The sequence below is a fragment of the Psychrosphaera sp. HA2-10 genome (assembly GCF_055693745.1).
In genome coordinates this window covers 860,488-874,393 of record NZ_CM146341.1, presented here as the reverse complement: position 1 = coordinate 874,393, position 13,906 = coordinate 860,488, and the positions used below count along the sequence as shown (strand labels likewise).

Below are 13,906 nucleotides of genomic sequence, written 5' to 3'. Positions count from 1 at the left end.
AATTCCGCCTCCAATCAGGAAATAATAAGATGAAATACCTAAGTTTAACGGTGTTCGCATGCTTGGTCTCAGCTACTACGCAAGCAAGCGATATAACTTCACCTTGCTTTAATTGTCCAGATTTAGATAAGGTTGCCGATGCGTCAACCTATGTAGATAGTGATTATTATCGTGATGTGATTAATGCAATTAATAGTGGTCAAAGTCAGCAAGAGATAAAATCTTTACTGTCAACAGCAATTAGTTTGAACCACAAGCAGTTAACCTACTCTGAAGTATGGAGTGCATTAACCAAAACGGATGAAGACCCATCCAATCCGGATAATGTGATGTTGCTTTATAAGGGCATATCGATTCCCAAATTTTCAAACGGGAGCGGTTCTCAAAGCACCAATCCTGATAATTGGAATAGAGAACATGTTTGGGCCAAGAGCCATGGCTTTCCATCCTCCTCTCTAGAAGCTTATACCGATATTCACCATCTTCGCCCCTCTGACATCTCAATAAATTCCTCCCGTAGTAACCTCGATTTTGACAATAGTGACAATCCTCTTAGTGAAGCCCCTTCTAACCGATACGATAGCGACTCTTTTGAACCACGTGATGCTGTAAAAGGTGATGTTGCGCGTATGGTCCTATACATGGACACTCGTTATGAAGGTTTTGACTCAACCCCTAACCTAACGGTTGTAAATGAAATTACAAGCTCAGGTGAGCCTTTACTTGGAAAGCTATGTCGTTTATTAGAGTGGCATGAAGCGGATCCAGTTGACTCGTTCGAAACAAACCGAAACAACACTATTTATGAATATCAAGGCAACCGTAACCCTTTTGTCGACCATCCTGAATGGGTAGAGTCTGTATTCCCAAAAGCAGAATGTGCGAATGAACCAACGGATCCAACTGACCCGACAGATCCTACAGATCCAACGGACCCGACGGACCCAACTGACCCGACCGATCCAGAAACACCAACAACACCTGTTTCTGCACCGTTAATTATTTCAGCAGCCTACGATGGGCCTTTAACTGGCGGTTTACCAAAAGGTGTTGAGCTATATGTTACTCAAGATATCGCTGATTTAAGCGTATGTGGCTTTGGTTCGGCGAATAATGGCGGTGGTTCTGATGGTCAAGAGTTTACATTCCCAGCTGACAGCGCTAGCAAAGGCCAATACATTTACTTGGCATCTGAGTCTGCACAGTTTGAAGCTTTCATGGGTTTTGCACCAGACTACACGAGTAGTTCAGCGAACGTAAACGGCGATGATGCATTAGAACTATTCTGCAACGGAGAAGTTGTTGACGTTCTTGGCGACATTAATACCGACGGTACTGGTCAAGACTGGGAATACATGGATGGCTGGGCTGCTCGTAAAGCAAACTCAGTTGTTAATGGTGGTGTTTATGACGCTTCTCAGTGGGTATTCAGCGGTAAAAACGCACTAGATGGCGCAACTAGCAATGCAACAGCAGACGATGCAATTCCAGTTCAAGTCTTTTCTCAAAGCCCTGCACTATTAATTAGTGGTGTTATTGACGGACCACTAACAGGCGGCGTGCCAAAAGCGATTGAAATCTTTATTGCGACAGATATTGCCGACTTAGGTAATTGTGGCGTTGGCTCTGCCAATAATGGCGGCGGTACAGATGGAGAGGAATTCAGTTTCCCTGCGGGTACATCGGCGTCGGCTGGTAGCTTTATTTATGTTGCTTCTGAGTCTACTGGATTTACAAACTTCTTTGGTTTTGCTCCTGATTTTGTTACTGGTGCCGCTGGAGTTAATGGTGATGATGCCGTTGAACTTTTCTGTGATGGCGAAGTGATTGACGTTTTTGGCGATATCAATACTGATGGTACAAATCAACCTTGGGAATACCTAGACGGTTGGGCTTATCGTGTAAACGGTGCCGTAGCAAACGATGGCGTGTTTAACGTCGCAAATTGGCTTTTCAGTGGCAAAAATGCACTAGATGGCAGCTCTGATAATGCAACAACAAGCACACCATTCCCATTAGGTAGTTTTTCTACCGAAGGCGAGCTTGAGCCTGAACCAGACCTATTAGGTCAATGTTCTGACGAAGCGACATTTATTAATGTTATCCAAGGTAACGGCTTTGAGTCGCCATTATTAAATGAAACTAAAGTTATCCAAGGTGTGGTGACGGCTAGCCTACCTGCAATTGGTGGATTTTTTGTTCAAGAAGAAATAGCAGACCAAGACCTAGATTCATTATCTTCTGAAGGCATTTTTGTGTCTTACGAATTAGCGGGTGAATTACCGGCAACCGGCGATGTGGTTCGAGTTTTAGGTAATGTAGTTGAAAGCTATGGTAAAACACAGTTAACGGCAACAAAAGAAGCGTTAAACTGCGGTACTGATACAATAGCACCTGTAGTTGTAACCTTGCCATTTGTTAGCGCAGAGCAACAAGAGTCGTTAGAAGGTATGTTTGTGTCGTTTTCTCAAGACCTTACAGTGACTGATAACTACAACTTAGGTCGTTATGGTGAAGTAACCTTATCAAGTGAACGTTTATTTGTTCCGACTAACTTGTACTTACCGGGTTCGGAAGAAGTTGCAAACTTAACGGCGCAAAATAAGCTCAATAAAATCTTACTAGATGATGCTGTTAATGGCTCAAACCCGGAGTTTATTAAATACCCTTCAGGTGGCTTGTCGGCTAATAATACATTACGCTCAGGCGATAAAGTTGCAGCATTAGAAGGCATAGTTGATTACAGCTTTGGTAACTACCGCGTATTGCCAACTGCTGAACCTACGTTTATTCAAGAAAATGCTCGTGAAGCAACACCAAACTTGGAAACCGGAAACTTACGTGTAGCAAGTTTTAACGTATTAAATTACTTTAATGGCGATGGTTTTGGCGAAGGATTCCCGACGAGTCGTGGTGCGGATTCACTAGTAGAGTTTGAACGTCAGCGCAGCAAAATCCTTAACGCAATTACTACAATTGATGCAGATATCATTGGTTTACTTGAAGTTGAAAACGACGACTTTAGTGAAACAAGTGCAATTCAAGATATTGTGAATGGCTTAAACGCTATAGCGCCTGCTGGCAAACACTATTCATTTGTAAACCCAGGTTTAGATCAATTAGGTACTGACCAAATTAAAGTAGCTTTAATCTACAATGACCTATCAGTGACTGAAATTGGTACGGCAGCGACGATTACTGGTTTCCCTTTTGAATATCATAATCGCCCACCACTAGCTCAAACATTCAGAAGCTCAGTATCTGGTGAAAAATTGACTGTTGCTATCAACCACTTCCGTTCAAAGAGCTGTTCAAGCAGCGGTGGTGTTGAGAATGAAGATAAAGGTGATGGACAAGGCTGTTATAACCTTCGTCGAGTGCAAGCCGCTGAAGCTGTAACAGCTTGGTTAGCCACTAATCCTACAGGCGTGGAAGATGAAGACTACTTGATTATGGGTGACTTAAATGCCTATACAAAAGAAGATCCAATTACCACAATCGTTAACGCTGGTTACACTAACCTCATAGAGTCTCTAAACGGTGCGGGTACTTATTCTTATACTTACCAAGGTGAGTCAGGGACTATTGACCACGCTTTAGCGAGTAACTCACTTGCCGAAAAAGTCGTAGATGTTACAGAGTGGCATATCAACACTGATGAACCTCGTATCCTGGACTACAACGTAGAGTATAAGAGCGATGATCAATTAGTAACGTTATTTGATACTGAACCTTATCGTGCTTCAGATCATGATCCAGTTGTTATTGAGATAAATGGTGTAACGCCTGTTGTAACAACAACGAAAGTAATTGAAGATATTGATAAAGTTCGCCGTTGGTTCTGGTGGTTCTGGTACAAGCCTCAAAATACTTTTGCCGTGAACGTGCCTGAAAATGCAACTAGCTTAAAAGTAACATTGGCCGGTGGAACAGGTGACGCAGACTTATATCTTCGCCAAGGTAAAAAACCAAACAAACGTAAATTCGATTGTCGCTCTGTGAATAACGGCAACGACGAAGTTTGTGAAATTGAACTGCCAGAAGCAGGTCAATGGTTTATTAGCGTTAAAGGCAAGAGACTGTTTTTTGACGTAACAATGACGATTGAAACAAAAGCATTAGAGTCATTAAATTAATTACTCTATTTGCAATAAAGACAAACTAGGCTGATTAGTTAAAGCCTAGTTTGACAAAAGCCGCTGTAAAGCGGCTTTTTTATATCTGTGAAAACTGTCTAACCATATTGTGATACACATTGTGTAACTGATCTAAGTGCTCTCGACTCGCCGTTTCTGTGGCAATCAAGCCTTGGATTGTTTGATCTAGCTGATACAAAGATTGTCTTGTTGTTACGTCACTTACCATACTTTGCATCCATGTTATTGCCGCAACACGTTGGCCTTTAGTGACAGCCGTGACTTTGTGTAAACTACTTGATGGGTAAACGACAACATAACCTGCAGGAAGCTTTACTTGTTGCTCGCCAAATTCGGTTTTAATAATGAGCTCACCACCTTCATACTCATCAGGTTCGCTTAAAAATACTGTCATTGAAACGTCGCTACGAAGTACATCATTGCTATTCGGTAATCGCATAATCGCAGCATCAACGTGATAGCCATACTCTTCGGACTCGGAGTAGCGATTAAAACAGGGTGGAAAAATTTTAAGAGGCAATGCCGCTGATACGACTTTAGCCGCGGAGCCGATTCGTCCTAGAAGCTCATTAGCTAAATCTCCAACGATTGGATCACTAGGGTTAGCTTGATTATTATTTTTTACTGACGCGGCCATGCCCATTGCTGTTTTATCACCATTTTGCCACTCAGCTTTTAATAAAGCCTCTCTAAATACAGCCACTTCTTTGGCACTAAGTAGTTGATCAATAACAACCATACTGACTCCAATTTTACTAAAAAAAAATGTAACACCAATGAAAGACACTGATGTTACATACTTCTTGTTATCTACTCGTTTTATTAAATTCGTTTAGAATTGGTAATTCATTGTAAAACGAACATTTCGAGCATCTCCAAGATACATAAATGCACCTGAGCGATAAGCCGCAGTCCAATACTCCTTGTTCATTACATTACCAATATTTAAACGTAATGTGACGTCTTCATTCATATTGTAGTTCGCGAATAAGTTAACTACTTGATAGCTTGGAACAACAATTGAGTAACGTTGATTCGCTGCATCAAAACTAGCCGCCGTATCTGGCTGACCGCCATACATTTCGCTTTGATAAGAATAGTCACCACCAAAAGCAAAGTCTTCCGTTGGCTGATAACGAAGTTGCAGGTATAAGCTATTATCAGCAAAGTTGCTTAATGTTAGTCCAACATTATCTTCGTTATACGACTCCATCACTTCTGACGACATAGATGTTGCAGAAAATTGCATGCTTATTTGTTCGTTAATATCACCAACTAAACCAAACTCCACACCTTTTACTCGGTTTTTACCCGTGTTTAGAGTTCCTAAAGTCGAATAGCTATCACCAACACTTTCCATAACATCGCTTTTAGTCATTTGGAAAATTGCAGCAGTTGCCATAAATTTATGGTCAAACAATTGCCATTTAGTACCAATTTCTATGTTTTCAACAATTTCAGGATCAGCTTGTTGAGCTTGGACTGGATCTCCGCAAATACCGCCATAACCGCAGTTGGCACCTAGGTCCGACTCGCCACCATTAATATTTGTTGCGGTACTAAAGTTAATATACACGTTGCCATCTTCAGTAATACTGTGCAACAAACCTATATGTCCGTTATACATAGTATCTGAGTATTCATATAGTACATCGCCTGAACGTCCACTGGTGTCATTGCTATAATCAAAGCTATCTTGACGAAGTCCCAAGAATAACTGGGTTGCGTCGGTCAATTCAACCGTGTCCATAACGTAAGCAGAAATGGTTTCAATATCAAATAATGCGTCGGTATCCGCTTTGGTGTATTCACGTTGTAAAAGGTGAGTGGCGTTTTCTAACAAAGCACCATTAGCATCTAAAATACAATGACCATCTGAAACACCTCCTCGGCCTGAAATGCGACAATTGCTATCGCCCATTATTGAGTAAGTATAAAACCCATTATCTACTGACTCACTAGTAAACTCTAAACCGTAAACCAGTTTATGTTTCATACCTAATGCCGAAACCGTATCAATTAGGTTAAACTGTGTCGCAAAATACTCTACTTCTTGCCAGCCTTGATGAGTACTGATTCTGATTGTTGGCGCACCTGGCGCTACTACGTCACTCTCATGACGACTCGTGCCACTAGCCCCCGTTGTAATGTAACCATTCTCGGTTTTACCAAAACGAGTCGAGTTATAAAATCTTGTATTGTCATCAATTTCATATTCTGTACGTAAAGTGAGAGTGGATACTTCTGATTCTAGAAAGTCCTCTTGTTGCGCATAAACAGGAATATCTGCAACTGGTTTACGTGTATCTCTGTCAAAATAGCTACCTAAGTCAGGACGATCATCTGCGTTTAAATAGTAAAAGTCTGCAATAAAGTTGAGCTTATCGTTAACGTGATGAACGCCTGATAATTGTGCTCCTTGACGTGAACTAGTAATTCCATCACGACCAGGCTTAGTTTGATCGGCAGAAAGTGCGTTTATTCGTAGGGCAGTATCATCACTAATTGATAGGTTGTAATCGGCTGTTAAACGGTAGTAATCATCGCTACCTACACTGCCATCTACACGACCAAAGTTATAAGATGTTGACGCTTTTTTAGTAACGCTATTAACCGCACCGCCTGATGAACCGCGACCAGCAAACGTTGAGCTTGGCCCTTTGGTAATTTCAACACGCTCTGTGGCAAAGCTTTCACGAGTAGTCATGCCAGGATCACGTAAACCATCTACAAACACGTCACTTCTAGCTTCGTGACCGCGAATAATATAACGATCGCCAAATGCGTTGCCGTTCTCGCCTGTACCAAGCGTAACTCCAGACTGGGCAGACAAAATATCTTTTAAATCTGTTTTGCCTGACTCTTGGATTTGATCTTGAGTCAAAATATTGATGACCTGAGGGGTTTTAACTAATTCATTAACTCTGCGTAAATCACCCGACTTATCAACATGGTAGATTGAGTTTCTTACACCATGTACTTCAATACGCTCTATCGCTTCTGCTGATTCACATTGCTTATCTTTATTGGCTTCACACTGCACATCAGTTGGTGCCGCATAAAGTGCTGTCGAACCTAACATTAATGACGCTGCTAGTGTTTGTGCGCCTAAATTAACTTGTTCACCAAGATACTTGTTTTTACTGTTGTTTGTTTTTTTCATTTCCGTTCCAAAACATCGTTGCTGACTTAACGAAGTGGAGAATAAGATAAAATCTTTCGAATGTAAATGATAATAGTTCGCATTTAGATTAAAAATATACTTTTTAAACAAATCCAATGATAAAAATTGCAACTAAACTAGTAATTGATTAATCAAGCCCTTATATTAGTAATAGCTAATTAAATCTATCATTTACAATTAAAGGATCGATATGAAAACATCACCAGAGTTAGTTGCGGAAGTAAGAAAGACTATTAACGAAATCTCGACCGCAGAACTAAAAGACAAGCTACAACACGGAGAAACAATCGTTATTGACGTGCGTGAGCCAGGTGAATACGCAAGTGGTCATATAGCCACGTCGGTTAATTTTCCGCGAGGCGTACTTGAAATGAAAATTCATACTCACCCTGCCGTAGGTTATGAATGCGATACCCTACAAGCGATGCAAGAATTAAATAAGCATGAGCTATTCCTAGTTTGCCAATCTGGTGGGCGATCGGCATTTGCTACAGAAGCATTGCAGCGACTAGGGTTTAGTAAAGTAACATCTGTTGCTGGCGGTATGAAAGATTGGCAAGACCAGGGTTTTGAAATCGTAAAACCAAGCTAATCCCCTCCAAAGGTACAAGATAAGGATCAGTTTTTAACTATAAAATTGCCTTTTATCTAAATTCACTAGTATGGTTATCTAACAATTAATGTATCAAGGATAACCATGACTAGAGGCGTAAATAAAGTAATTTTGGTGGGCACATTAGGTAATGACCCTGACGTAAAACAACTATCAAATGGCAATAGTGTAGCGAACTTAAGTTTAGCGACAAATGAAAGCTGGAAAGACAAAACAACAGGTGAAATTAAAGAAAAAGTAGAATGGCATCGAGTCTCTGTTTTTGGAAAGCTCGCTGACGTTGTTAAACAATATTTAACTAAAGGCTCCCATGTCTATTTTGAGGGAAAACTTCAGACTCGAAAATGGACAGATCAGAATAGTGTTGAGCGATATTCCACCGAAGTTGTTGTTGATATGACAGGCCAAATGCAAATGCTCAGTCCTAAGGCGGCCACCTCCCAATCACCAGATCATAAAAACTCAGTGGAGACCACATTGTCTGGACCTAAATCTAGACCACCAACTCCCGTTATGGAAATGAACGACGGCGTTCCTTTTTAGGAAACCTAATATTTCTAATTGAAATAGGTTTAAGCCCCGCTAGTTTAAGTACACTACTTAACTCGCTGTTAGCTGGGGATTAGGTGAACATCCTTGTTCCTCGTCGTTCCTAGGCCGCTAATTTACTGATATTTACATGAAGTTCAATAACTGGACATAAACACACGTATGGAGTTTTTACATGTTTAGTATATGGATAGACCTAGCTCTTCCGCAATATTGGCGACGACTTTCATACCGACGACTGAGTTACCAAACTCATTTAACGGTGGGCTCCAAGCGCAAATGACACCATAATTGGGCACGATAGCAACAATACCGCCACCAACACCACTTTTTGCTGGCAAGCCCACTGAAAATGCAAACTCACCAGATTGGTCGTACATACCACTGGTAGATAAAATTGCGTTTACCCTATGTGTATCTTTTCGAGAACAAATAGTTTGATTATTTATTGGATCTTTACCTTTGTTAGCTAAAAACAAAAGACTTCTTGCCAGTTGCTCGCAACTCATCGCTACGGAACATTGTGTAAAGTAATGACTCAATACCTCTGGAATTGGAGCTTCGATATTACCAAAACTCTTCATCAAATAAGCTAAAGCAGCATTCCGACTGCCATGTTCAAGTTCAGACTCGTAAACGGCGTGATCAATGTGAATAGAGTCATCGTTTGCTAACGTTCTCATAAAGTTTACAAAGCTCAACTTACTAGCAGAATAATGACTCACTAACACGTCGGATACTAACAAGGCGCCAGCATTAATTACCGGGTTTCGGGGTATGCCCTTTTCCCACTCTAGCTGAATTATAGAATTAAATGGTTGTCCAGACGGCTCCATATGAACGCGCTGCCACAGCTCGTCGCCTAGCCGGTTCATAGCTAAAACAAGACCAAATACCTTCGAGATACTTTGTATAGAAAACGGTAAGTCGCCATTACCTGCTGAGACAAGCTTACCGTCGATTGTTGCAACCGCAACACCTGCTAAATTACCTGGTACTTCGGCTAATGCAGGTATGTAGTCTGCAACTTTACCGGATTTAAAACATCCTTGATTAGATACTAATATGTGCTCTAGTTTGGCTTTTAAATCCGATATATCTTTGATCATAAGTACTTTATTTTTACCTTTTCTAGTTGTGCTTGTGTTGTCGATTTTTTAAAGGTGTATTGTGAAATTTTACGTTCTGCTAACTTAAACTCTTTATTTGCATACAGTGCTTCTACGTAATTTACGAACACATCATCTGTGCTTTGAGTATTTTTATCAGTTACAGCGGCAGCTAAATGCTTTAGCGCTTCTTCGTAGTTGCCTAATTTGAGCTCAATAGCGCCTATCGTATCTAACACGCGACCATCATTTGGACGCATTTCTAATGCTTTTTGTGCATGACTTAACGCCAATTTGTAATCTTTCGACTCAGAATAAAGGTAGGCTAAATTATTATGTGCGACAAAGTTTTTAGGATTTAACTCAAGCGCTTTTTGATAATACAATTTAGCTTCAGGCTCATCACGCGATGTTTGCATTTGTGCGTAGCGCAAAATGTTTAACTCGTCAGTTGGAAGGCTTTGAATGTGTTGTTTTGTCGCGGCTATCGCTGCATCAATACCTTGGTGACGAGCGATTGCATTGATCATCCAGTTTGCATTCATCGGCGACGGGTTTGCTTTATATGCTAAAGACAAATTACTAACCGCGTTGCCTAAATCCCCTTCTGAAAGCTGAATCAGTCCTGTGGTTCCTTTAACAAAAGGTAATGCTTGAATTTGCTGTGGCAATTCGGCAATTTTAATTTTTGCTGATGGATATTTTCCGGCTCTTGCTAACGCGTATGCATGTAAGGCAATTATTTCGAAGTCTTTACCGCCAACTTCATTCGAGTAATGATCGGCTAGTTCAATTGCCTTATTTAACTCACCTGTACTATCGTACAGTTTCATCATTCCAATAATAGCTTTAGGGTTATTTGGTTGCGCATCAAACCATTGTTGGTAAAGGTTTTTAGCGCCATCAATATTTTTAGTTTGAATAAAAGCATTCGCTAATAGCTCCCAATAAGGGGCCGGTGAACTATTAATTGTTTTTGCTTTTTCAAATGATGCGAGTGCTTGATCAAACTTACCCTCGGCTGTGTATAATCGCCCTAATGTTATATGTAAAATAGCGTTGCTATCATTTTCCGAAATTAGTTGCTTAACATGAGCTGTCATCGTTTCTGGCTGTTTCAATACTTTTGTCAGTACGTAGTGCTTTGATACGGCTGGTAAAAAGCTCGGTGCATCTTTCAGGAGTTGGTTTAATTTAGCCAACATCTCGAGTCTTTCTTGCTCAGTCTTAGTTGGCAATAATTCTATTAATTGAAACTGTATTACCGTGTTAGTCGGTTCAATTTTTAAGCCTTGCTGCAACGCGTTTTGGGCTTCAACGGTATTGCCTTGAATAGCATGTACTTTTGCCGCTAACATCCAACCTTTTACCGCTAATTCACTATCCTTTTGCCACGCTTGTGCTACCTCTAGCGCTTTATCATACTGCTTAGTAGACATGTAAGCTTGCACTAACGTAAGCTCCAGCTGTTCAGTCGCTAATGGCGTTTGAGTCGCCTCCATTTTTGCTAATGCCTGCTCTAAATCAACTATACCTGAAACATCATTTAACGATAATTTCAGTGTCGCTTGTCCGGCAAGCGCGTATGGCGAGTTTAATGTGTCAGGTTGTTTATTTAACACCTCTTTTGCTTTTTTGATCTCACCATCTTTTAATAACGCCTGTCCTAGTCCAGACATTAAGCCTGAGTCTCTTTCAGATATGTTATCAAACATTTGAACCGTTTCATTTGCATCAAGTGCGCGACCAAGGCGAATTTGTGAGTCCGCTAACATTCTTAACGCAGGGTGATTAGCTGGCAGTAAACTGGCCACCAGCGATAAATGCGATTCACTTTTTTCAAAGTTTTTGTTTAAGTAACTGCTGACACCTGCAATTAAGCGCGTAGCGGTATCTTCTGGATTTATCGCTAATGATTTTTCGGCGTATTCAAATGCACCGGCATAGTCTTTCTTTTGTAGTAATGCTGTGGATTTAATTTGAAGTAATACTGGTTGTTTCGGGTAATTTTTTAGTAGTTCTGTAACCAGCGGCTCGGCGTTTTGTGGCTGACCAAGGTCGCTATAAAGTTGCGCGAGTACGTATTTGACTTCAGCTTCGTCTGGGTAGGCTTCAATATATTGCGCATAAGTCTCAGCAGCGGCCTCACCTTGTTGCAATCGTAATTGGATATTTGCTTTTATTTTTAGCGCATCTTGTTGGTTTTTATAAGTCGCTAATATTTGATCAAGTTGGGTGACCGCGCCATCTAGTTGATTTTTTAAAATTAGATCATAAACAAAGGCTAACTTAGCAAACGGACCGCCACCTGAGATCCCTTTTAATTCGTCAATTAGGGATTGAGCTTTTGTATCGTTCCCTGCCGTTACGTAGGCTTGAATTTGAAAGAACTTTAATTGTGCTAAATCAATCGGCTTTAGGCCTTTTGCTTTACTAGTCAATTTAAATAATGACTTATTAGCGCCATTTTTTTGATATGTCTTTGATAGTAATGGAATAACCTTTTCAGGCGAATAACCAAACTCTAACGCACGTTCTAATTCTTTTTCAGCAAAATCATACTGCCTTAGCTTTAAGTATGTTTCACCTAATAAAAAACGAGCTTCAGCTTGTTCTGGTTCTTGCTTAATTGCATTTTTCAGCTCAATTATAGCCGTTTTGTAGTCGTTAGTTTTAAGTGCTGTATTTGCCGATTCGACATATTCAAAACTCGACTTTTCACCACATCCAACAATCGCAGTCGCCAATACCGCTGATACGGCTAATTTTATTAATTTGTTATTCACTTTAATCATCCAATTTGCAAAAACATTCCTGCACACAGGTTAATCTCTCAGAGTAGAATGCTCAATAGAAAGTTATTTATTATTGTCACTTTATCCGTTAGCTTAGGTATAGTTTTGTTGTTTAAGAACAAGAGGGTAATTAAATGGAACGTTATAAACCAATAGTCATATTGGCACTAATATCAATCTTCGCATCAGTGCTTATATTAAAACCGGTCATCGCCGACGAAAAATCTACATCATCAAAAATATTCACGATGCAAAAACGAGCAGCAATTGTTGATTCACTTTTACTAGATAAGTTAGAAAATACCTTACCCTCTTTGATGCGACGCTCAGGTATCGACATGTGGGTGCTTATTTCAAGAGAGTACAACGAAGATCCCGTATTAAAAACAATGTTACCTGCGACTTGGATTAGTGCTCGTCGAAGAACCATTTTAGTACTGTTTGATAATGGTGAGCGCGTGGAGCGATATGCTGTTGCTCGATATGGTGTTAGTAACCTGTTTGAAAAAGCATGGGACAAAGAAAAAACGCCTAACCAATGGCAAGGGCTGGTTGAATTAATAAAAGCTAAAAACCCGAAAAAAATTGGTATAAACCAAAGTACTCACTTTGCCTTGGCTGATGGTATTACCGTTACCGATAAGTCCGAGTTTATACAAGCCTTACCTACTGATCTTTCCAACAAGGTTACAAGCGCAGAAGCGTTAGCTATCGCTTGGCTTGAAACCAGAACCGCAAAAGAAATGGCTTATTACCCTGAGCTAATTAAAATTGGTCACCAAATTATTGCTAAGGCTTTTTCTAATAAAGTGGTGTCGCCGGGAAAAACAACAACGGATGATGTTGTATGGTGGTTAAGAAATGAAAGTCGTCGTTTAGGGCTCACCAACTGGTTCCACCCAACCGTGTCTATTCAACGTAGTGATAATGAAAGCTTTGATCAATTAAAGGCCTTTAGCGATCGTCCTGCTGGTCAGTTGATTATGCCAGGTGATTTATTGCATGTAGATTTTGGCATTACCTATTTAAGATTAAACTCAGACCAACAGCAACATGCTTATGTCTTAAGGCCAGGAGAAAAAGATGCTCCTCAATATTTAAAGCAAGCCTTAGCGAATGCTAACCGTGTTCAAGATATTTTTACCAATGAATTTAAACTTGGCCGAACAGGTAATGAAATTTTAAAAACGGCCCGTGAAAAAGCAATTAGTGAAGGTTTAAAACCGGCTATTTATACCCATCCAATTGGGTATCATGGCCATGCAGCAGGACCAACTATTGGCATGTGGGATTCACAAGGTGGTGTGCCTGTGAGGGGAGACTATCCTCTATACGCAAATACCGCCTATTCTATAGAGTTAAACGCTGCTACTTTTATATCTGAGTGGAACAAAGAAATTCGTATCATGTTGGAAGAAGAAGCGATGTTTGACGGCCAAAAAGTTTATTACTTAAATGGCCGACAAACCAAGTTTCACTTAATTAAATAAGTTTTAATA

The 13,906-nt window shown here is 40.3% G+C and carries 8 protein-coding genes; 4 read left to right on the top strand and 4 right to left on the bottom strand.

Going from position 1 to position 13,906, the window contains the following annotated elements:
* Positions 1-29 precede the first annotated feature (29 nt).
* Positions 30-4,136: an ExeM/NucH family extracellular endonuclease gene (locus tag ACZ1GV_RS04055; protein ID WP_472675345.1), complete on the top strand. Its 4,107-nt coding sequence runs from the start codon at positions 30-32 to the stop codon at positions 4,134-4,136.
* Between the two features lie 79 nt (positions 4,137-4,215).
* Here the strand turns inward: ACZ1GV_RS04055 and ACZ1GV_RS04050 are convergent, their stop codons facing one another.
* Positions 4,216-4,896 carry a Fe2+-dependent dioxygenase gene (locus ACZ1GV_RS04050; RefSeq protein ID WP_472675344.1) on the bottom strand — a complete coding sequence of 227 codons (681 nt, stop codon included), beginning with the start codon at positions 4,894-4,896 and terminating at the stop codon, positions 4,216-4,218.
* Positions 4,897-4,989: 93 nt separating this feature from the next.
* Positions 4,990-7,320, bottom strand: a complete 2,331-nt coding sequence (locus tag ACZ1GV_RS04045; protein WP_472675343.1) for a TonB-dependent receptor — start codon at positions 7,318-7,320, stop codon at positions 4,990-4,992.
* 211 nt (positions 7,321-7,531) lie between these two features.
* On the opposite strand from ACZ1GV_RS04045, the gene ACZ1GV_RS04040 reads away from it, so the two are divergent.
* Positions 7,532-7,933, top strand: coding sequence for a rhodanese-like domain-containing protein (locus tag ACZ1GV_RS04040; protein ID WP_472675342.1), 402 nt, complete (start codon positions 7,532-7,534; stop codon positions 7,931-7,933).
* A 105-nt stretch (positions 7,934-8,038) separates the two neighbouring features.
* Positions 8,039-8,497, top strand: a complete 459-nt coding sequence (gene ssb, locus ACZ1GV_RS04035) for a single-stranded DNA-binding protein (RefSeq protein ID WP_472675341.1) — start codon at positions 8,039-8,041, stop codon at positions 8,495-8,497.
* 185 nt (positions 8,498-8,682) lie between these two features.
* On the opposite strand, the gene ACZ1GV_RS04030 is transcribed toward ssb, so the two are convergent.
* On the bottom strand, positions 8,683-9,612 hold the full coding sequence (locus ACZ1GV_RS04030) for a glutaminase (RefSeq protein WP_472675340.1): 930 nt from the start codon (positions 9,610-9,612) through the stop codon (positions 8,683-8,685).
* Positions 9,609-12,398: an XrtA/PEP-CTERM system TPR-repeat protein PrsT gene (gene prsT, locus ACZ1GV_RS04025; protein WP_472675339.1), complete on the bottom strand. Its 2,790-nt coding sequence runs from the start codon at positions 12,396-12,398 to the stop codon at positions 9,609-9,611. The genes ACZ1GV_RS04030 and prsT overlap by 4 nt, the downstream gene beginning before the upstream one ends.
* A 143-nt stretch (positions 12,399-12,541) precedes the next feature.
* Here prsT and ACZ1GV_RS04020 point away from each other — a divergent pair, with 143 nt between their 5' ends.
* Positions 12,542-13,897 (top strand): M24 family metallopeptidase, encoded by a 1,356-nt coding sequence (locus tag ACZ1GV_RS04020; RefSeq protein WP_472675338.1) that lies wholly within the window; start codon positions 12,542-12,544, stop codon positions 13,895-13,897.
* The last annotated feature ends 9 nt before the right edge of the window (positions 13,898-13,906 follow it).

Coding starts and splice junctions, on each gene's coding strand:
- ACZ1GV_RS04030 (WP_472675340.1), bottom strand. CDS start 9,612: ATGATCAAAGATATATCGGATTTAAAAGCCAAACTAGAGCACATATTA.
- ACZ1GV_RS04020 (WP_472675338.1), top strand. CDS start 12,542: ATGGAACGTTATAAACCAATAGTCATATTGGCACTAATATCAATCTTC.
- ACZ1GV_RS04040 (WP_472675342.1), top strand. CDS start 7,532: ATGAAAACATCACCAGAGTTAGTTGCGGAAGTAAGAAAGACTATTAAC.
- ACZ1GV_RS04055 (WP_472675345.1), top strand. CDS start 30: ATGAAATACCTAAGTTTAACGGTGTTCGCATGCTTGGTCTCAGCTACT.
- ACZ1GV_RS04050 (WP_472675344.1), bottom strand. CDS start 4,896: ATGGTTGTTATTGATCAACTACTTAGTGCCAAAGAAGTGGCTGTATTT.
- ssb (WP_472675341.1), top strand. CDS start 8,039: ATGACTAGAGGCGTAAATAAAGTAATTTTGGTGGGCACATTAGGTAAT.
- ACZ1GV_RS04045 (WP_472675343.1), bottom strand. CDS start 7,320: ATGAAAAAAACAAACAACAGTAAAAACAAGTATCTTGGTGAACAAGTT.